This is a genomic window from Rhodopseudomonas palustris, from assembly GCF_034479375.1.
GTDB lineage: Bacteria > Pseudomonadota > Alphaproteobacteria > Rhizobiales > Xanthobacteraceae > Rhodopseudomonas > Rhodopseudomonas palustris_M.
Map to the genome: position 1 here is coordinate 1,797,560 of NZ_CP140155.1, position 19,418 is coordinate 1,816,977.

General features: G+C 65.4%; 21 protein-coding genes. 7 read left to right on the forward strand and 14 right to left on the reverse strand.

Annotated features, from left to right (window positions below):
• Positions 1-14: 14 nt before the first annotated feature.
• Positions 15-1,382 carry an RluA family pseudouridine synthase gene (locus tag SR870_RS08125; RefSeq protein WP_322517485.1) on the reverse strand — a complete coding sequence of 456 codons (1,368 nt, stop codon included), beginning with the start codon at positions 1,380-1,382 and terminating at the stop codon, positions 15-17.
• Between the two features lie 1,163 nt (positions 1,383-2,545).
• On the opposite strand from SR870_RS08125, the gene SR870_RS08130 reads away from it, so the two are divergent.
• Positions 2,546-2,860 (forward strand): hypothetical protein, encoded by a 315-nt coding sequence (locus SR870_RS08130; RefSeq protein ID WP_322517486.1) that lies wholly within the window; start codon positions 2,546-2,548, stop codon positions 2,858-2,860.
• 148 nt (positions 2,861-3,008) lie between these two features.
• On the opposite strand, the gene SR870_RS08135 is transcribed toward SR870_RS08130, so the two are convergent.
• The gene (locus SR870_RS08135; protein WP_322517487.1) at positions 3,009-3,524 is read right to left on the reverse strand and encodes a hypothetical protein; all 516 of its coding nucleotides are present in this window, start codon (positions 3,522-3,524) and stop codon (positions 3,009-3,011) included.
• 176 nt (positions 3,525-3,700) lie between these two features.
• Between SR870_RS08135 and SR870_RS08140 the strand changes: the two genes are divergently transcribed.
• The 3 genes from SR870_RS08140 to SR870_RS08150 all read left to right on the forward strand — a co-directional run bounded on the left by SR870_RS08140 (position 3,701) and on the right by SR870_RS08150 (position 5,109).
• On the forward strand, positions 3,701-3,925 hold the full coding sequence (locus SR870_RS08140; protein ID WP_322517488.1) for a hypothetical protein: 225 nt from the start codon (positions 3,701-3,703) through the stop codon (positions 3,923-3,925).
• A gap of 479 nt (positions 3,926-4,404) precedes the next feature.
• Positions 4,405-4,659, forward strand: coding sequence for a FitA-like ribbon-helix-helix domain-containing protein (locus SR870_RS08145; protein WP_322517489.1), 255 nt, complete (start codon positions 4,405-4,407; stop codon positions 4,657-4,659).
• 27 nt (positions 4,660-4,686) lie between these two features.
• The gene (locus SR870_RS08150; protein ID WP_322517490.1) at positions 4,687-5,109 is read left to right on the forward strand and encodes a type II toxin-antitoxin system VapC family toxin; all 423 of its coding nucleotides are present in this window, start codon (positions 4,687-4,689) and stop codon (positions 5,107-5,109) included.
• 160 nt (positions 5,110-5,269) lie between these two features.
• Here SR870_RS08150 and SR870_RS08155 read toward each other — a convergent pair whose 3' ends face one another.
• Together SR870_RS08155 and SR870_RS08160 are read right to left on the reverse strand one after the other, a co-directional pair.
• Entirely contained in the window at positions 5,270-5,845 is a 576-nt protein-coding gene (locus tag SR870_RS08155; RefSeq protein ID WP_322517491.1) for an HXXEE domain-containing protein, read from the reverse strand.
• A gap of 260 nt (positions 5,846-6,105) precedes the next feature.
• The gene (locus tag SR870_RS08160; protein ID WP_322517492.1) at positions 6,106-6,525 is read right to left on the reverse strand and encodes a secondary thiamine-phosphate synthase enzyme YjbQ; all 420 of its coding nucleotides are present in this window, start codon (positions 6,523-6,525) and stop codon (positions 6,106-6,108) included.
• 201 nt (positions 6,526-6,726) lie between these two features.
• On the opposite strand from SR870_RS08160, the gene SR870_RS08165 reads away from it, so the two are divergent.
• Complete coding sequence (locus tag SR870_RS08165; protein WP_322517493.1) at positions 6,727-6,867, forward strand: hypothetical protein; 141 nt, start codon at positions 6,727-6,729, stop codon at positions 6,865-6,867.
• Between the two features lie 49 nt (positions 6,868-6,916).
• On the opposite strand, the gene SR870_RS08170 is transcribed toward SR870_RS08165, so the two are convergent.
• Positions 6,917-7,654, reverse strand: a complete 738-nt coding sequence (locus SR870_RS08170) for a tetratricopeptide repeat protein (RefSeq protein ID WP_322517494.1) — start codon at positions 7,652-7,654, stop codon at positions 6,917-6,919.
• Between the two features lie 162 nt (positions 7,655-7,816).
• Here SR870_RS08170 and SR870_RS08175 point away from each other — a divergent pair, with 162 nt between their 5' ends.
• Positions 7,817-8,521: a nitroreductase gene (locus tag SR870_RS08175; protein ID WP_322517495.1), complete on the forward strand. Its 705-nt coding sequence runs from the start codon at positions 7,817-7,819 to the stop codon at positions 8,519-8,521.
• 339 nt (positions 8,522-8,860) lie between these two features.
• Here the strand turns inward: SR870_RS08175 and SR870_RS08180 are convergent, their stop codons facing one another.
• Both SR870_RS08180 and SR870_RS08185 read right to left on the reverse strand, forming a co-directional pair.
• The gene (locus SR870_RS08180) at positions 8,861-10,189 is read right to left on the reverse strand and encodes a replication-associated recombination protein A (RefSeq protein WP_322517496.1); all 1,329 of its coding nucleotides are present in this window, start codon (positions 10,187-10,189) and stop codon (positions 8,861-8,863) included.
• 241 nt (positions 10,190-10,430) lie between these two features.
• The gene (locus tag SR870_RS08185) at positions 10,431-11,822 is read right to left on the reverse strand and encodes a DegQ family serine endoprotease (RefSeq protein ID WP_322517497.1); all 1,392 of its coding nucleotides are present in this window, start codon (positions 11,820-11,822) and stop codon (positions 10,431-10,433) included.
• Between the two features lie 212 nt (positions 11,823-12,034).
• On the opposite strand from SR870_RS08185, the gene SR870_RS08190 reads away from it, so the two are divergent.
• Entirely contained in the window at positions 12,035-13,048 is a 1,014-nt protein-coding gene (locus SR870_RS08190; protein WP_322517498.1) for a zinc-binding alcohol dehydrogenase family protein, read from the forward strand.
• A gap of 192 nt (positions 13,049-13,240) precedes the next feature.
• Here the strand turns inward: SR870_RS08190 and SR870_RS08195 are convergent, their stop codons facing one another.
• The 7 genes from SR870_RS08195 to secY form a co-directional block, all read right to left on the reverse strand.
• The gene (locus SR870_RS08195) at positions 13,241-14,035 is read right to left on the reverse strand and encodes an SDR family oxidoreductase (RefSeq protein WP_322517499.1); all 795 of its coding nucleotides are present in this window, start codon (positions 14,033-14,035) and stop codon (positions 13,241-13,243) included.
• 144 nt (positions 14,036-14,179) lie between these two features.
• The gene (gene rplQ / locus SR870_RS08200; protein WP_322517500.1) at positions 14,180-14,593 is read right to left on the reverse strand and encodes a 50S ribosomal protein L17; all 414 of its coding nucleotides are present in this window, start codon (positions 14,591-14,593) and stop codon (positions 14,180-14,182) included.
• Positions 14,594-14,771: 178 nt separating this feature from the next.
• Positions 14,772-15,791 carry a DNA-directed RNA polymerase subunit alpha gene (locus tag SR870_RS08205; protein WP_322517501.1) on the reverse strand — a complete coding sequence of 340 codons (1,020 nt, stop codon included), beginning with the start codon at positions 15,789-15,791 and terminating at the stop codon, positions 14,772-14,774.
• 128 nt (positions 15,792-15,919) lie between these two features.
• Positions 15,920-16,309: a 30S ribosomal protein S11 gene (gene rpsK / locus SR870_RS08210; RefSeq protein WP_322517502.1), complete on the reverse strand. Its 390-nt coding sequence runs from the start codon at positions 16,307-16,309 to the stop codon at positions 15,920-15,922.
• A 123-nt stretch (positions 16,310-16,432) separates the two neighbouring features.
• Positions 16,433-16,801 carry a 30S ribosomal protein S13 gene (rpsM, locus tag SR870_RS08215; protein WP_322517503.1) on the reverse strand — a complete coding sequence of 123 codons (369 nt, stop codon included), beginning with the start codon at positions 16,799-16,801 and terminating at the stop codon, positions 16,433-16,435.
• A 187-nt stretch (positions 16,802-16,988) separates the two neighbouring features.
• Entirely contained in the window at positions 16,989-18,026 is a 1,038-nt protein-coding gene (locus SR870_RS08220; RefSeq protein WP_322517504.1) for an adenylate kinase, read from the reverse strand.
• Positions 18,023-19,354 carry a preprotein translocase subunit SecY gene (gene secY / locus SR870_RS08225; protein ID WP_322517505.1) on the reverse strand — a complete coding sequence of 444 codons (1,332 nt, stop codon included), beginning with the start codon at positions 19,352-19,354 and terminating at the stop codon, positions 18,023-18,025. The genes SR870_RS08220 and secY overlap by 4 nt, the downstream gene beginning before the upstream one ends.
• Positions 19,355-19,418: the final 64 nt, after the last annotated feature.

Here is a 19,418-nt window from a genome sequence, read left to right on the forward strand (position 1 = left end):
GGCGCGTTGCGCGCTCATTCTTCCGGCGCATGCTCGATCGGATCGAACCGGTCGTGCTCCAGCCCGAGCAGGTTCCACGACTGCAGCATATGCGGCGGTAGCGGCGCCGAGACGTCGATCACGCCGCCGCGCGGATGCGGAATCACGATGCGCCGCGCCAACAGATGCAGCCGCTTCTGCAGGCCGCCCGGCAATTGCCAGTTCTCGATGTTGAAGTACTTCGGATCGCCGACGATGGCGTGGCCGATATGCGCCATGTGGGCGCGGAGCTGATGGGTGCGCCCCGTCACCGGTTTCAGCGACACCCAGGCGAGCTTCTGCGCCGAGGTCTCGACCACCGCGTAGTAGGTCACCGCGTGGCTGGCGCCCTCGTCGCCGTGTTCGGCGATCCGCATGATGCTGTCGTCCTCGCTCTCCTCCTTGGCCAGATAGGTCGAGATCCGGCCCTGCTTCGGCTTCGGCACCCCGGCGACCAGCGCCCAGTAGACTTTTCGCGCCGAACGGTGGCGGAACGAACCGGTCAGCGCGGTGGCGGCAAAGCGGGTCTTGGCGACCAGCAGGCAGCCCGCGGTCTCCTTGTCGATGCGATGCACCAGGCGCGGCTTCTGGCCCTTGCTGTCGCGCATCACCTCGAGCATCAGGTCGATGTGCCGGGTGGTGCCGCTGCCGCCCTGCACCGCGAGACCGGCGGGCTTGTTCAGCACCAGCACGTCGGCGTCCTCGTACAGCGTCATCGCCTTCAGCGCCGCCAGCGTCTTCTGCTCGGCTTCGGACAGATGCCCGGGCGCCTTCGGCGTGTCGAGCTTGAGCGGCGGAATCCGCACGCTCTGGCCCTCCTCCAGCCGGTCCTTCGAATCGGCGCGCTTGCCGTTCACCCGCAGCTCGCCTTTGCGGACGATGCGCTGGATATGGGAGAACGACAGACCCGGAAACCGCCCCTCGAGGAAGCGGTCGACCCGCATGCCGTTCTCGTCGGCGGTGACGACCACGGTCTCGACCTTGGTCGGCAGCGGCGCCGCCTCGGGAACGATCTTCTCGGGCTCGACTGCGGCCTCGGGACGCTGCGCACGCGGCGGCCGCGTGGCGGATGACGCGCCGAACCGGGCCGGCGGACGGCCGGGACGCGCGCCTTGCGGGCGATCGGACGCGGGACGTTCAGCGGCCGGCCGCTCGGCGGCGGGACGCTTGGCGGCGGGACGCTCGGCGCGCTCGCCACGCGGCTCGCGCTGCGGCCGCGCCGAGATCGGACGGCCGTCCTCGCCGCGATTGCCGCGCACCGGCCCGCCGGCAGCCGGCCCCCGCTTCGCGGCCGGCCGGCCGGCTTTGGGGCGATCGCCGCCGGGGCCGCGCTTGGCGAGGGGTTTCTTGGTACGACGGCTCATAGGATGAAAGCTCCGGGGTTGAGGCTGTGCCTAGCGCAAAAGCGCCATCGGGTCACGGCCGGAATGCGGTGCGCTCGGCGCGTGGCCTGCCCGGTAGCCCGGATGAGCGCAGCGACATCCGGGACCGCCGCGCGGCGCGGAGCCGCGGCTCGGAGCGCGCAGCCCGGCGCGGCTTACGCCGGCTGGACTGCGGACCGGAACAACCGCCTCAACGGCAGCCCCGGCCGAACGTCCGCGTTCTCGCGGCGCAACCGCGCCCGAGCTTTGCGGACGTTCCGCCCCTTGCACGATGAGGGGCGGCGGAGCGCCGAAAGGCGCACCTTGGTCGTGGTTGCCGCAGCGTGATCACCGGATCGCCGGCAATCAGAGGCCGCGGAAACGCCTTCCGGCGCTCCACCGTGGCGACTTGTCGCTTCAGGGCCGTGCTTCCGGGCGCAGGTCCGGGTAATGAAACCCTGTTTATCCGGCGGGATTTCTCCCGCCTTCGCCTGTGCCGCGTCCAGCCAACTAACAAGTGGCAGAGCCTCGTAATGGGCCCGGACGGCGACCCGAAGCGTCCCGAGTGCGGAGAACACGTCTGCCCCCGCCCGCAGGCGCCACACCCCGCCCCACTCCAAGACGCCTCTAGAAGCGCCCCTCGTGGACGGGACGAGAGTGGGTATATGATCCTATGGGAATTTTGTCAAGAGCGAGCATTCTGAACAATTGGTTCTCGATCTATTTTCTGGAGGCGGAGGCACGATGTTAGTTTTCTGGAGATATGTGGAAACTGGTGAACTCGACAGACATAAAATTGGGTGCTCGTGCGAAGTTCTAAATGTGGAGAACAACCTCAGGAGCTTACTACACCAACAACTACACGAATAGGCCATAACAATGAAAATTCGACAATCTTTCAAATTGTTGCAATCGCTCATGATTTTCCTCGGGCCATTGGATTGAGGCCGGCCGACGCTCTCACTCCCGAACCGAGTGAAACTTTAGGAACTGTAGAGGAGTTGAAATAACACTGGGTAGGTGTGATGCTTTTCGCCAGGTTGCAGCATCTCTCGCACGCCCAGGATTCGTAGACGAAGCCGATGGCGAAGCACTAGACAGCACTTAGGGACGGCTTTGCTATAAGCAAGCCAACAGGGGGCGGGCGTTTCCCGCACGGTTCTAAGATGAGCAAACTTAAGAAGACACCGAAGCCGGTGAACGATCTTCTGTTGCCAAAAACGCGCGATTCTGAGTGCTCAAAGGCTACAGGCATCGAGTGCTTTGAACCGAAGAATGATATTGAAGCTAGAAAGAGCTCCGATCTCGTTGAGGTTGCATCGCGCCTTGCCGAATTTAGAAGCAACTATGGCATCTTAATAGGAGGGTTCTTGTATCTTCGAACGATTGAAGTTGCTGGAAAGTCGCCCACAATTCTGAGAGCAGGATGGATCGTGGCGCTTGCGAGTTTGGTTGTTACATTCTGGAGAGCGAAGAATTGATGATTTGCCAGCATAGTGAAGAGCGCATAGGGGCGGACTAGCAAGCGTAGGGTGGGCAAGAGGCGCGGAGCGCCGTGCCCACGCGCGTTTGCAAACCGCGTTTCGCGTGGGCTTCGCTTCGCTCAGCGCCACCCTACGGCCCTACCAATTAGGCTCGCCCCTTTGCCCGAGGAGTTTGGCGGAGGTGTTCTAGAATTTGCAGGACGCGAAAGGCGGGATTAGTCGCGTCAGCAGTCGACGCCCTTGCCATTCTCTTGAGCTCCTCAATCGCTTCAAAATAACTCTGATTGATGAACAACTCAAATCCGGTGGCCTCAAGCTCTTTGATCAATCCCCTTCGGACCACCGGAGACCAGAACATGTAACGAATCTTGTAATCGGGAAGATGGAGGTGACGCTCAGCATATTCTCTCTGCCGCACATGCTTTCGTTTTAGCTTATCGATCGTGCTCTGTTTACCTTTGCCAATCAACAATCCGTCGAGATGCGTCGTCACCTCACAGAAATATGCCTTCTGCCGTACAAAATCGAAGCCGATAACGTCTAGTTCTCCAAGCCCTGAGAGACCTCCGCCCGGAGGCCGCGCATTGTAGTCGACAAAACCGCACTTGAGCACCATTTTCAAATAAGCACCTACGAGGTACTCCCCCATCTCCGTCGCCATACCACACTTACCTTCCGTTGATTTTGTCGTAGCGGATTGGCGTAGCCCGTAGGGCGGATTCGCGGAGCGTAATCCGCCACCCTGCCCACCGCAATTCGCCGAAACTTCGCAATGCCGGGTTACCCCTCCGGCTAACCCGCCTACTATCTGCGCAATTGGTCGCTCGGAGTTTCAGAATGGGTCTTTGGTTCTTTCTCAGCGAATGGCTCGCAGATATTCCGACGCATGGCGTGTTGTTCAAGCGTATCATGATCAACGTCGCCTGGGCGATCGGGCTGCTCGTCGTTCTGATGATCGTTGAGGCGCCTGCGCAGATCGCGGCTGTCGTGTTCTTCGGGGTATTAGTTGTGAACGGCGCGATGGCGTTCGTGTATCTCCAGCAGAAAGTCCGCCGTCGTTAGCCCGCAGGGAGGACTAGCGGCGCGTAATCCGCCGACTCGTCCACCGCAATTCGGCCGAAACCTCGCAATGGCGGGTTACGCCTTCGGCTAACCCGCCCTACGATCTCCACGCCGACCGAATCGACCTGAACTGCGAATTTCAGCAGGCGTAGGGTGGGCAAAGGCGCGTCAGTGCCGTGCCCACGTGTAGGTCGCTCCGCGATGCTGAGCCGCTGCGCCGCGTGGGCTTCGCTTTCCGCCGTCGCTCTTCGAGCTATGGCGGACAAGCCGCTCAGCGCCACCCTACGGGCCGCGCTCGCTCGTCGCGTCAGGCGGATGACGCCTTCGGCTGATCCGCCTGCGGATTCATTCGGCGTGATCAAACCTGCCCGCTTCCGCCCGGGAGGTCCTGGCGGTTCCTGAGCGCCGGCAACCCTTGAAAGATGCTATCATTTTTCCTAGTTTGATAGCATCGGTTTTATCCCGCGGAGGACGCCAGCATGGTCGCAGTCACCATTCGCAACCTCTCCGACGAGGCGCATCGCGCCCTGAAGGTCCGCGCGGCGCAGCATAATCGCAGCGCGGAAGCGGAGATGCGCGCCATTCTGGAGGCCGCTGTCCGTCCTGAGGGCCGCGTGCGGCTCGGCACCGCCTTGCAGGAGATCGGGCGGAAACACGACATCACCAATGCCGATATCGAAGCGCTCGAACAGGTCCGCGACACGCGTCCGGCCGAGCCGATGAAGTTTGAATGACCTGACGCTTTCGAATTGGTGCCTCGAATGATCCTGCTGGACACCAACGTCGTCTCCGAAGCGATGACGCGCGATCCGGATCCGCGGGTGCGCGAATGGCTCAATGCTCAGTCTGCCGAGACGTTGTTCCTGTCCAGCATCACCGTCGCCGAACTTCTGTTCGGCGTTGGCGCCTTGCCGGCCGGAAAGCGTAAGAACGCCTTGGGCGCTGCGCTCGACGATGTGTTGGACGTGTTTGCCACCCGCATCCTGCCGTTCGATACTCCGGCTGCGCAGCGCTATGCCGATCTCGCCGTCAAGGCGCGCGCGGCCGGAAAGGGCTTCCCCACGCCCGACGGCTACATCACCGCGATCGCCGCCGCACACGGGTTCGCCGTGGCGTCGCGAGACGCGAGCGCGTTCGACGCCGCCGGCCTGACCGTGATCGATCCCTGGACCACAAATGACTGAGACGCATCAAGCGTAAGCAAGCGTAGGGTGGGCAAAGGCGCTCAAGCGCCGTGACCACGCGCTGTTGCACACCGCGTTTCGCGTGGGCTTTGCTTCCGCCGCCGCTCTTCGAGCTATGGCGGACGAGGCGCTCGGCGCCACACTACGGGCCTTGGCGGATTCACGCCCGCGCCATCGCCCCCCGCCCCGCCATCGCCCGCTGCCGCGCGTGCAGCGCGATGGCGGCGTGGATGGCGATGGCGATCGCAACCGCCACCGCGTGTTGCAATGCCGTGCCGGGGATTTCGATCACCGCGAACAGGCCGAACGGGATGAACACCAGCGCGGCGCTGGCGAGGCCGGGGTTGGTGCCGCGCAGATGCGCCGCCATGCCGACATGGGTGAGGCCGTTGACCAGGATCAGCCAGGCCGCGGCGAGGCCCCAGCCGGGGGCGACGAAATACGCGGCGTAGAGCGCGGCGAGATTGATGCCCCACACCCCGGGCAGATTAATCAGCAGCACGTCGCCGGGCGTCAGCGCCTCGACGCCGCCGAACACTTTGCTGTTGACGTAAGTGCGAAAGCGGTCGCCGAGATGCTCCTCGACCTGGTGCAGCATGTAGATCGGCGAGGCCAGATAGACCAGCAGCAGCGCGCGATCGCCGCCGGGCACGCCGAGCGGCAGCAGCAGCAACAGCGCCACGCCCATGCACAGCGCCGCCGCGACCCAATGGGCTTCGAAATAGGATCTGATCACGGCCACCCCCGGTATAACCACGAGAATGGCGCATGCTACCTTTGATTATTTAACAATTGACGTAGCTCGAACGGCGAGGCGGCTGCGCTATGTCGCTATGCCATTCCTCGGGGATGATTGCCGCAGGCGCAATTCCGGACGCGGGGGCGAGCCCCGAATCTCGCGATTCCGGGTTTACATGGCGCGCGCTGACCGGCACGCGCCCCGGAATGACGGCGCTGGTGGCGGCGCGAAGCTCACGCGACGGCGTGACGACGCTGCTACTCCCCGATCACCTTGACCAGCACGCGCTTCTTCCGGCCGCCGTCGAACTCGCCGTAGAAGATCTGCTCCCACGGGCCGAAATCGAGTTTGCCGTCGGTGATGGCGACGACGACTTCGCGGCCCATGATCTGGCGCTTCATGTGGGCGTCGGCATTGTCCTCGCCGGTGCGGTTGTGACGATAGGACGCCACCGGCGCGTGTGGCGCCAGCTTTTCCAGCCAGAGTTCGTAGTCGGCGTGCAGGCCGCTCTCGTCGTCGTTGATGAACACCGAGGCGGTGATGTGCATGGCGTTGACCAGCACCAGCCCCTCGCGCACGCCGCTGTCTCGCAACGCGGCCTCGACCTCGCGGGTGATGTTGACGAAGGCGCGGCGGCCCGGCGTCTCGAACCACAGTTCCTTGCGGTATGATTTCATGGGTGAACCTCTCGGATGAGCGACTGGTCTACCGCGAAACAGCGCGGCGCGACATCCGCTGCAAGCCGTCGCGGCGGGCGGGGCTGGACGTTCTCAGCCGAAGGTCGCGGCTTTGCGGCGCGCCCGCGACGATGTAGACTATCGCCGTCCGCTTCGCGCCGACCTGCGGCGCGCCGGGCGATGGCGAGGTTGGATCGAGCGATGCGCGGCCTTGTAGTCTTTGCCCTTCTGTTCGCGCTCGGCGCGGTGATCGATGCGGCGTTCTTCAAAGGCCGCCATCTCGACGACGCGCAGAAGGCGCTGTTCGGCCTCACCTCGTTGAAACATCAGATCGGCCGCTAGGCTCGCGGCGCATCCGCGCCGCTGCTGCGGCGATGCTCCGTCCGCACGACTACTTGCACTCCGCCGTGGTACGCAGCAACGCCAGATCGCTGGAGACGGTGCTGGACGGTTTTCGCGTGGCGGCCTCATTGGCGGCTGCGCAGGCGCCGGCGGCGTCGCCGGTCTGCAGCCGGGCAAAGCCGAGATTGGACCACGCGTCGGCGAGATCCGGCGCCTCGGTGACCGCCTGCTCCAGCACCGCGCGCGCGTCCTGCGGGCGCTTGCCGATCAGCAGCGCGCGGCCGTGATCGGACGCCAGCGGCTTCAGCGGATGCGGCTGCATCCTGGCGCGCTTGAACAATTCGTCTGCATAGTCGATGTCGTTGAATCGCATCATCGCGACGATGGCGAAGCCATGATAGACTGCGCTCTCTTGCGGAGCCAGCAGATAGGCCTGGTTGAAGCGCAATGCCGCTTCCGAGGCGTTGCCCTTGCTGATCGCGCGCCAGCCGCGCAGGCTGGCCTCGTCGAACGCCTTCTGCCGCGAGCCGGTCGCCGCGACCATATCGTTCACGAATTTCTCGTCGGCGGCGCGCTGCTCAGGCGTCTTGGCGGCGAAGCCGAAGAACGGCTGCTGATTGGCGGGGCCGCTGTAACTCTTGCGCGTGACCTGCACGCCGGGCGCGACCTCGACGCTGTCGGCGCGCGCCGGCGACGCGGCCAGCAGCAATGTCAGCGCGACGAGCGCGAGCCGCTTGCGGGCGCGCGCGGTGCGTGGGTGAATCGGTGTCGTCGAACAACGTCGCATCGTCAATGTCCCAGCCGTTTCGCTGCCTGCGAGCATAGCACAACGCGGCTTCCGCCGCGGCGATCCCGCCGCGCGGAATAGCAGCAGCCACCGGGCCGCCTTGCGCCGTGATCGGGAAACCGCGATGATCCGGGCCAAGCAACAACGGGGGAAACCAGACAGATGCAGTTCGATGACGTGATCCGCGGCCGCCGAAGTATTCGCGGATACAAGCCCGATCCGGTGCCGCGCGCGCTGATCGAGGAGATTCTGACGCTGGCGATGCGCGCGCCGTCGTCGATGAACACCCAGCCGTGGAATTTCACCGTCATCACCGGCGAGCCGCTGAACCGGATCCGCGCCGGCAACACCGAGCGCAATCTGGCCGGCGTGCCGCACAGCCGCGAATTCCGCATTGGGCAGCCGTTCGCGGGCACCCATCGCGACCGCCAGGTCGGCGTCGCCAAGCAATTGTTCGCCGCGATGGGTATCGCGCGCGACGACAAGGAGATGCGCAACGACTGGGTGCTGCGCGGCTTCCGCCAGTTCGACGCGCCGGTCTGCATCATCATCACCTACGACCGCGTGCTCGACGGCAGCGACGACACCCCGTTCGATTGCGGCGCGGTTACCACGGCTTTGGTCAATGCCGCGTGGTCGCGCGGGCTCGGCTGCGTCATCAACAGCCAGGGCATCATGCAGTCGCCGGTGGTGCGCGAACACGCCGGCATCGCCGACGATCAGATCATCATGAAAGCGATCGCGCTCGGCTGGCCGGACGACGATTTCCCGGCGAATGCGGTGGTGTCGGAACGCAAGTCGGTCGACGAGGCCGCGGTGTTCGTCGGGTTCGACGAAGAGCCGGCCGCGAAACGGCAGGCGGGCTAGTCTGTCCGCTGCGCGCGTAGCAGCCGCGCATATCGGTCGAGCGTTCAACCGCCGCATCGGCAACGAGTCGTCCCCGCACAGGCGGGGACGACTGCTGATAGGCCCTGCTCCCTCGCGGTCATTCCGGGGCGGCGAGCGCGCACCGCAGGTGCGGGGTCGCCGAACCTGGAATCTCGGGATTCCGGGTTCGCGCTTCGCGCGCCCCGGAATGACGGTGTATGGAATGGCAGTCCGTGGGGTGGGCAAGAGGCGCATAGCGCCGTGCCCACGCGCGACGAAGACGATGCACCGTGCGGAGGTTCGCGTGGGCTTCGCTTCGCTCAGCGCCACCCTACGAGATTACGACTTCGCCGCGCGCAGCTTCGCCCAATAGTCCAGCCGCTTCCTGATCTCGCGTTCGAAGCCGCGGTCGGGCGGGTCGTAAAACGTCTGATGTCCGAGCGCGTCCGGGAAGTACTCCTGGCCGGAGAAGCCCTCCGGCGTGTCGTGGTCGTATTGATAGCCGCCGCCATAGCCTTCGGATTTCATCAGCCCGGTCGGCGCATTCAGGATGTGCTTGGGCGGAAGCAAGCTGCCGCCCTGCTTCGCCGCGCGCATCGCGGCCTTGTAGGCGGTGTAGGCGGCGTTGGATTTCGGCGCGGTGGCGAGATAGATCACCGCCTGGGCGATCGCCAGTTCGCCCTCCGGCGAGCCGAGGAAGTCGTAGGCGTCCTTCGCGGCGTTGCAGATCACCAGCGCCTGCGGATCGGCGAGACCGATGTCCTCGACCGCCATCCGCACCACGCGCCGCGCCAGAAACAACGGATCCTCGCCGGCGTCGAACATCCGGCATAGATAGTACAGCGCCGCGTCCGGATCGGAGCCGCGCACGGATTTATGCAGCGCCGAGATCAGATTGTAGTGGCCGTCGGCGCCCTTGTCGTAGATCGGCGCGCGGCGCTGCAGGATCTCCTGGAGCTGCGCGGCGTTGAACACCTCGCCCTCGCGCGCCGAGCGCCAGACTTCTTCGGCCAGTGTCAGCGAGGCGCGGCCGTCGCCGTCGGCCATCCGCACCAGCACCGCCCGCGCCTCGGCGTCGAGCGGCAGCGTCCGACCTTCGGCCGCTTCCGCATGGACGAACAGTTGCTCGATGGCGTCGGCATCGAGCGACTGGAACACCAGCACGCGCGCGCGTGAGAGAAGCGCCGCGTTGAGTTCGAACGACGGATTTTCGGTGGTGGCGCCGACCAGCACCACGGTGCCGTCTTCCATCACCGGCAGAAACGAGTCCTGCTGCGCCTTGTTGAAGCGGTGCACCTCGTCGACGAACAATAGCGTGCCGCGGCCCATCTCGCGGCGCGCGCGCGCGGCGTCGAACACTTTCTTCAGATCGGCGACGCCGGAGAACACCGCGGAGATCTGCTCGAAATGCAGCTCGGTGGCGTCGGCCAAAAGCCGCGCGACGGTGGTCTTGCCGGTGCCGGGCGGGCCCCAGAACACCAGCGAGCCGAGCGTCCGCGTCGCCAGCATCCGCGTCAGCGCGCCGTCGGGGCCGAGGATGTGGTCCTGGCCGACGACGTCACCGAGCGCGCGCGGCCGCAGCCGGTCCGGCAACGGCCGCGGCGCCTCGCGCTCGAGCCCCGCGGCGGCGAACAGGTTGGACGATGGCGTCGGGCGCTTGGGACTCATGCGCCAGCCTGTTCGTTGGAGAAGGGGCGCGTTCTCCCAGCCGCTGCCTGCTCCCTCGCCCCACTCTTCGCGGGGAGAGGGGTGGGGTGAGGGGCAGCCACTTGTCGCAGCGGCACGACTTCGACCTCACGCAGAGGCTCGGCCGTGTCGAAACGCCCCCTCACCCGGTCATCGAACTGCGTTCGCTGACCGACCTCTCCCCGCGCGCCGGGAGAGGTGAAGAGGCGCGCGTGACGCATACTCATCCGCCGAGCGTGACGTTGATCTGCTGGCCGCCGCGGACGACGGTGATGCGCCACAGGCGGAACGACTCGTTGGTGATGCGCTCGAGGTCGCTGGTCTTGGCGATGCGCTTGTTGTTGACCGCGACGATGATGTCGCCCTTCTGGAAGCCGACGCTCGCCGCGGTGGCGCCGTCGGCGAGTTCGGTGACGACCACGCCTTCGACGCTGGGGTCGAGCCGCAATTCGTCGGCGATCGCCGGCGAGATGTTGGCGATCCTGGCGCCCTGGAACGGCGAACGCGCGGTCAGCACGATCTCGTCGCGGCCGGTGTCGGGCGCGGTCTCAAGCGTGATCGTCAGCTTCACCGGCTTGCCGCCGCGCTGCACGTCGATCTGCGCGGTGCCGCCGAGCGGGCGCGTCGCGAAGCGATAGTCGAACGCGTTGGGATCGTCGATCGCAAAGCCGTCGACCGCGACGATCAGGTCGGACAGTTTCAGCCCGGCCTTCTCCGACGGACTACCCTTGCTGACGCTCGCGACCAGCGCGCCGCTCGGCCGCTTCAGGCCGAGCGTCTCGGCGATCTCCGGCGTCACCGCCTGCAACCGCGCGCCGAGCCACGGCCGCTTCACCGCCTTGCCGCCGCTCTTGGCCGAGGCCACCACCACGCGCACCATATTGGCCGGGATCGCGAAGCCGATGCCCTGCGAGCCGCCCGAGCGCGAGAAAATGGCGGTGTTGATGCCGACCAGCTTGCCGGTCATGTCGACCAGCGCGCCGCCGGAATTGCCGGGATTGATCGCCGCGTCGGTCTGGATGAAGAACTGATAGTCGGTGATGCCGACCTGGGTGCGCGCCAGCGCCGAGACGATGCCGTGGGTCACGGTCTGGCCGACGCCGAACGGATTGCCGATTGCCAGCACCAGGTCGCCGACCAGCAGTTCGTCGGAATTGGCGAAATCGAGCGTGGCGAACTTCTCCTTGGTGTCCTTGAGGCGCAGCACCGCGAGGTCGGTGCGGCTGTCCTTCAGCACGATCTCGGCCTCGAATTCACGCTTGTCGGCAAGCGCCACCTTGACCTGATCGGCGCCCTCGATGACGTGGTTGTTGGTGACGACCAGGCCCGAGGCATCGACCATCACGCCCGAGCCGAGCGAGCGCTGGATCTGCTCCGGCTGCGGGCCGCCGCCGAAGAAGCGGCGGAAGATCGGATCTTCCAAGAGCGGATTGCGGTTCTGCACCACCTTGGCGGCGTAGACGTTCACCACCGCCGGCTGCGCGTGCTGCACGATCGGCGCGTAGCTGAGCTTGATCTCGGCCTGCGAGGCCGGCAGCCGCCGCTCCTGCGCCAGCGCGGGCAGCGCAGTCGCGAGCGAAAGCACGATTGCCGTGAAAATGCGGACAGCAGACATGAGGCAATGTTCCAGGGTTGACGGGGCAGCGTGAGTCCACGAGCCGCGCGAATCGAAGCGGTCAAAAACGGCGGATTGTAGCCTTCCGGCGCACCGCCGGCAGGTCAATCATGCGTGTGCCCAGCATAGCCCGGCGGCCGGGACGCTTGCAATTGACCGCCGGAATGGCACCTAGACGCAAGGAAACACCGAGAGCACAGGAGCACCATTCGATGAAGGCCGTGGGCTACAGCAAATCCCTTCCGATCGACGATGCCGACGCGCTGATCGATGTCGACGTGGCGAAGCCGGAGCCCGGCCCGCGCGATCTGCGCGTCGCCGTGAAGGCGATCTCGGTCAACCCGGTCGACTTCAAGGTCCGCAACCGCGCCGCGCCGCCGGCGGGCGAGATCAAGATCCTCGGCTACGACGCCGCCGGCGTGGTCGAGTCCGTGGGCAGCGACGTGACGCTGTTCCGGCCCGGCGACGAGGTGTTCTACGCCGGCTCGATCGGGCGTTCCGGCACCAACGCCGAATTGCATCTGGTCGACGAACGCATCGTCGGCCGCAAGCCGAAAACGCTGTCCTTCGCGCAGGCCGCGGCGCTGCCGCTGACCTCGATCACCGCGTGGGAACTGCTGTTCGACCGGCTCGGCGTGCGGCCCGGCAAGGCGCACGACCCGCGCACGCTGCTGATCATCGGCGGCGCCGGCGGCGTCGGCTCGGTCCTGATCCAGCTCGCGCGCCGCCTCACCGCGCTGACCGTGGTCGCGACCGCGTCGCGGCCGCAGACGCAGTCCTGGTGCCGCGATCTCGGCGCCGATGCGGTGATCGATCACAGCCGGGCGATGAAGCCGCAGATCGAGGCCTTGAAGCTGCCGCCGGTGGCGCTGATCGCCAGCCTCACCGGCACCGAGCAGCACTTCCCGGCGCTGGTCGAGATCCTCGCGCCGCAAGGCAAGGTGGCGCTGATCGACGACCCGGCGACGCTGAACCCGATGCTGCTGAAGCCGAAATCGGCGTCGCTGCACTGGGAGGCGATGTTCGCGCGGTCGAGCTACACCACGCCCGACATGATCGCGCAGCACGATCTTCTGAACGAGGTCGCCGACCTGATCGACGCCGGCGTGCTGCGCACCACGCTGGAGAACAGCTTCGGCGCCATCAACGCGGCGAATCTCAAGCGCGCCCATGCGCTGCTGGAGAGCGGCACATCGGTGGGCAAGATCGTGCTGGAGGGGTGGTAGCAGCGCGCGCCCTCCGCGAGTCATTCCGGGGCGCGCGCAGCGAAGCTGCGGGCGAACCCGGAATCTCGCTCTGAGCACGACTCGGGGGATGCAGAACAGCTCGGGATTCCGGGTTCGCGCCTGCGGCGCGCCCCGGAATGACGAAATTGTCGCTGTCGTGCCCGCGCTGCCGCGGGCAGTGAGCTCGACGACCTACGCGATCGTCTGCAAGAGCCCGCCCTCGGCGCGCAGCGCGGCGCCGTTGGTGGCGGAGGCTTCCTTGGAACTGACATAGACCACCATGTTGGCGATCTCCTCGACGGTGGCGAAGCGCTGGATCAGCGAGCCGGGGCGATGCTGCTTGATGAAGTTCGCCGCCGCTTCGCTCTCCGACTGGCCGTTCTGCTTGGCCAGATCGGCGACGAAGGTCTGCACGCCCTCGCTCATCGTCGGGCCCGGCATCACCGCGTTGACCGTCACCGCGGTGCCGCGGGTCATTTCGGCGAGGCCGCGCGACACCGAGAGCTGCGCGGTCTTGGTCATGCCGTAATGAATCATCTCCTTCGGGATCATCAGCGCGGATTCCGAGGCGATGAAGACGATGCGGCCCCAATTGCGCTCCAGCATCGCCGGCATGTAGGCGCGCGATAGCCGCACCCCGCTCATCACATTGACGTCGAAGAAGCGCTGCCAGTCGGCGTCGGGAATGTCGAAGAAACCCTTCGGCTCGAAGATGCCGGCATTGTTGATCAGGATGTCGACGCGGGGAATCTCCATCACCAGCGCGGCGCAGCCCTCCGCGGTGGAGACATCGGCGGCGACGCCGCACAGCTTGGCGCCCGGCACTGCCTTATCCAGCGCGCCGAGCGCGGCATCGACCTTGGCCTGACTGCGGCCGTTGACCACGACCTCGGCGCCGGCCGCGGCGAGCCCCTTGGCGATGGCATGGCCGATGCCGGCGGTCGAGCCGGTGACGAGCGCGGTCTTGCCACTCAGATCGATCTTCATGAGCTATCTCCCGTCTTGCATGTGGGGAGATATCGGGTGCGTCGCCCTGCCCTGCAATCGTGGGACACGCGATGCTGATGCGAAATGAAAAAGGCGGCGCTTGCGGCGCCGCCTTCTGAAAACTCGGGTGTCGTGGAAGCTGGCTTACGCCGCTTCGGCGCTGTCCTGGGTCGGGCCGGAGTCCTTGCCCTTGGCGTCTTCGTCGCGGTCGACGAATTCGATCACCGCCATCGGGGCGTTGTCGCCGTAGCGGAAGCCGGCCTTGATGATGCGGGTGTAGCCGCCCTGACGGTCGGCGTAGCGCGGCGCCAGCACGCTGAACAGCTTCTTGACCTGGTCGAGGTCGCGCATCTCGCTGATCGCCTGGCGGCGCTTGTCGAGGCCGCCCTTCTTGCCGAGCGTGATCAGCTTCTCGACGATCGGCCGCAGTTCCTTCGCCTTCGGCAGCGTGGTGACGATCTGCTCGTGCTTGATCAGCGCGGCGCACATGTTGGCGAACATCGCCTTGCGATGCTCGGCGGTGCGGTTGAGCTTCCGATGAACCTTGCCGTGACGCATTGTGGTAGTCCTCTAATTCAATGTCCCGACGGTTCGTCGGAGTTGCAGGTGGGCTGCCTGCGTTCGCCCGGTGGTGCCTCATCCTTCGAGACGCGGCTACGCCGCTCCTCAGGATGAGGAGAGAGGCCTCATGGTGAGGAGCGCTGAAAGCGCGTCTCGAACCATGAGGCCGATTTGCTTAGTAATGATCCTCGAAGCGCTTGGCGAGTTCGTCGATGTTCTCGGGCGGCCAGCCCGGCACTTCCATGCCGAGATGCAGGCCCATCTGCGCCAGCACTTCCTTGATCTCGTTCAGCGACTTGCGGCCGAAGTTCGGGGTGCGCAGCATTTCGGCTTCCGACTTCTGCACCAGATCGCCGATATAGACGATGTTGTCGTTCTTCAGGCAGTTCGCCGAACGCACCGACAGCTCCAACTCGTCCACCTTCTTGAGGAAGGCCGGGTTGAAGGCGAGATCCGGAATGATCTCCTGGGTGACTTCCTTGCGCGGCTCTTCGAAGTTGACGAAGACGTTGAGCTGGTCCTGCAGGATGCGGGCGGCGAAGGCGACCGCGTCGTCCGGGGTCAGCGCGCCGTTGGTCTCGACCGTCATGGTCAGCTTGTCGTAGTCGAGGATCTGGCCCTCGCGGGTGTTCTCGACCTTGTACGACACCTTGCGCACCGGCGAGTACAGGCTGTCGACCGGGATCAGGCCGATCGGCGCGTCTTCCGGACGGTTGCGCTCGGCGGCGACGTAGCCCTTGCCGGTGTTGACGGTGAACTCCATGCGGATCTCGGCGCCCTCGTCGAGGGTGCAGATCTGCAGGTCGGGGTTCAGCACGACGATGTCGCCGACGGTCTGGATGTCACCGGCGGTGACGACGCCCGGGCCCTGCTTCTTGACGACCATCCGCTTCGGGCCTTCGCCCTGCATCTTGAGCGAGATGTCCTTGATGTTCAGCACGATGTCGGTGACGTCCTCGCGCACGCCGGCGATCGAGGAGAACTCGTGCAGCACGCCGTCGATATGCACCGCCTGCACGGCCGCGCCCTGCAGCGACGACAGCAGCACGCGCCGCAGCGCGTTGCCCAGCGTCTGGCCGAAGCCGCGCTCGAGCGGCTCGGCGACCAGCGTGGCGAAACGGCTGGCGTCGCTGCCGGCGGTCACCTGGAGCTTGTTCGGTCGAATGAGTTCTTGCCAATTCTTCTGGATCGTCACTGTGTCACCTTCCTGGCCAGTCCGCCGCCGATAATAAGGGCGCGGTCACTCGCGATGGAAACTGCGGATCAATCCGCGTCGAAATATCGAGCATCGCGGGCGGCAAGCCGCCACCCGCGATGGAAAAATCAGACCCGGCGGCGCTTGCGCGGCCGGCAGCCATTGTGCGGAATGGTGGTGACGTCGCGGATCGAGGTCACCGTGAAGCCGGCAGCCTGCAGCGCGCGCAGCGCCGACTCACGACCCGAACCCGGACCGGCCACCTCGACCTCGAGGGTGCGCATGCCGTGCTCCTGCGCCTTCTTGGCGACGTCCTCGGCCGCGACCTGCGCGGCGTAAGGGGTCGACTTGCGCGAGCCCTTGAAGCCCATCGTGCCGGCGGACGACCAGGCGATCGCATTGCCCTGCGCGTCGGTGATGGTAATGGTCGTGTTGTTGAACGACGAGTTCACATGCGCAACGCCCGAGGCGATGTTCTTGCGCTCGCGGCGGCGAATGCGGCCGGCTTCCTTAGCCATGGTCTACCTTTCTGAGTGATCTCAACGCCGCCGTAACACCAGCGGCTCCACCAAAATGCGAATGGCGAAAAGTGCGCCGCGAGTAGAGCCCTACTCGCCACGCACCGTTCGCTGTTCGCAAAATTACTTCTTCTTGCCGGCGATCGCCTTGGCCGGACCCTTGCGGGTGCGCGCGTTGGTATGGGTGCGCTGACCACGCACCGGCAGACCGCGGCGATGACGCAGGCCGCGATAGCAGCCGAGGTCCATCAGGCGCTTGATGTTCATGCCGGTCTCGCGGCGAAGGTCGCCCTCGACCAGATAGTCGCGGTCGATGACTTCGCGGATCTGAAGAACCTCGGCGTCGCTGAGCTGATTGACGCGACGCTCGACCGGGATCTTCACCTTCTCGATGATATCCGCGGCGTTCTTCTGGCCGATGCCATGGATGTACTGGAGCGCGATCAGCACGCGCTTGTTGGTCGGGATATTCACGCCGGCTATACGGGCCACAGACTTCTCTCCTGTCACCGACCGCAACCGGCCGGCTGATTCTTGCTATCTCGGTCTGGCGTTCACAAACGCGAACACGACGCCATCCCCTCGGTCGTTCTGGGGCCCGGCATCGTCTGAAACCTATCCGACGGGATATCGGGCCTTATTAAAGGATTCCGTTTCTGTTCGTCAACCGAATCCAGGTTCAAGCTCGCTTTTTGTTGACTTTCCTGGCCTTTTGAGCGGAGGACGTCCCTGCCCTCTTGGCCGCCTTCTTCGTCACCTTGGCGCCGCGCTTCGGCGCCTTGGCGGTCGATTTGGCCTTCGACTTGTCGGCTTTCTTGGTCGCCTTGGCGGGCGCCTTGCCCGCAACCTTGGCGGCCTTTTTGCCAGCCTTTTTAGTGGCTTTCGCCGGCTTCTTCAGACCCGACGACGCCTTCTTGGCGGATGCCGCCTTGCTCGAAGACTTGCCGCTAACTGCCTTCTTGGCCGAAGCTTTCTTGGCCGAAACCTTGCCCGGAGCTTTCGACTTGCCGGCGGCCTTGGAGGTATTGGCCTTGGCGGCCTTGGCCTTCGAGGTCTTGGCCGGCTTCTTCGCGCTCTTCTTGACCGCCCGCTTTGCAGCCGCGGTCTTGGCGGCCTTCTTGGCGTTGGCCTCGCCGATCGCCTCGAGGATTCGGCCGATCTCGCGGGTGACCTCGTCGATGGTCATCATACCGTCGACGGTCAGCAGCTTGCGCTTTTCCGAATAATACTCGACCAGCGGCTCGGTCTGGGCGCGGTAGGCGGCCAGACGCTTCGCCAGCGCTTCGGCGTTGTCGTCGGCGCGCGGCTCCTCGCCCCGGGCGCGCATCTCGGCGACGCGGGTCTCGACCCGGGCCAGCAGCGCGCTCTCGTTGACGCGCAGTTCGACCACGGCGTCGAGGCCGAGCTTCTTGTCCTTGAGCAGCGCATCGAGCGCCTCGGCCTGCGGCACGGTGCGCGGGAAGCCGTCGAGGATGAAGCCGTTGGCGGCGTCGGGCTGCTCGATGCGGTCGGAGATGATGCCGATCACCACCTCGTCCGGCACCAGGCCGCCGCTCGCCATGATGTCCTTGGCCTTCAGCCCGACCGGCGTGCCGGCCGCGACGGCGGCGCGCAGCATGTCTCCGGTGGAGAGCTGGACGATGCCGTACTGCTGAACCAGGCGAGCCGCTTGCGTTCCCTTGCCCGCCCCCGGCGGCCCGAGAAGGATCAGTCTCATTTCTTGCGGCCCCTCAACTTCGACTTCCGGATCAGGCCTTCATACTGGTGCGCCAGCAGATAACCCTGCACCTGGGCGACCGTATCCATCGTGACGCTGACCACGATCAGAAGCGAAGTTCCGCCGAAATAGAACGGCACCGCCGCATAGGAAATCAGCACTTCGGGAATCAGACAGACGATCGCCAGGTAGATCGCGCCGACCACGGTGATGCGCGTCAGGACGAAGTCGATGTACTCCGCGGTGCGCTCGCCGGGGCGGATGCCCGGGATGAAGCCGCCGTGCTTCTTCAGATTGTCCGCGGTCTCGGTCGGGTTGAACACGATCGCGGTGTAGAAGAACGCGAAGAACACGATCATCGCGATGTAGAACACCAGGAACAGCGGCCGGCCGTGGCCGAACTGGGTGACGACCCACTGGAACCATTCCGGGCCGGTGCCCGAATTGAAGCTCGCGATGGTGGTCGGCAGCAGCAGCAGCGACGACGCGAAGATCGGCGGGATCACGCCCGAGGTGTTGAGCTTCAGCGGCAGATGCGAGGACTGGCCCTCGAACATCTTGTTGCCGACCTGGCGCTTCGGATACTGGATCAGCAGCCGGCGCTGGGCCCGCTCCATGAACACGATGAAGGCGATGACGACGACGGCCATCACCAGCACGACCAGGATCAAGGCGGTCGACAGCGCGCCCTGACGGCCGAGTTCCAGCATGCTGGCGAGCGCCGAAGGCAGCTCGGCGACGATGCCGGCGAGAATGATCAGCGAGATGCCGTTGCCGATGCCGCGCGAGGTGATCTGCTCACCAAGCCACATCAGGAACATGGTGCCGCCGGTCAGCGTGATCGCGGTCGACAGCAGGAAGAATGCGCCCGGCTCCGACACCACATTGCCGGCGCCCTGCAGACCGACGGCGATGCCGTAGGACTGGAACGCGGCCAGGATCACCGTGAGATAGCGGGTGTACTGGTTCAGCGTCTTGCGGCCGGACTCGCCTTCCTTCTTCAGCGCCTCGAGCTGCGGCGACACCGTGGTCAAGAGCTGCACGATGATCGATGCCGAGATGTACGGCATGATGTTCAGCGCGAAGATCGCCATGCGGTGGATGCCGCCGCCGGCGAACATGTTGAACATGCCGAGAATGCCGCCGGCCTGCGACTTGAACACCTGTTCCCACACGGTGGGATCGATGCCGGGCAGCGGGATATAGGTGCCCAGCCGATACACCAGCAGCGCGCCGAGCGTGAACCAGATCCGCTTCTTCAGCTCCTCGGCCTTGCCGAGCGCCGAGAAATTGAGGTTTGCCGCTAGTTGTTCCGCTGCAGAGACCATGTCCGGCTTTCTCCCGCGCTACTCGTCCCGTGGTGCCGCCGGATGCGGGCCGCCGAGTGAGCGC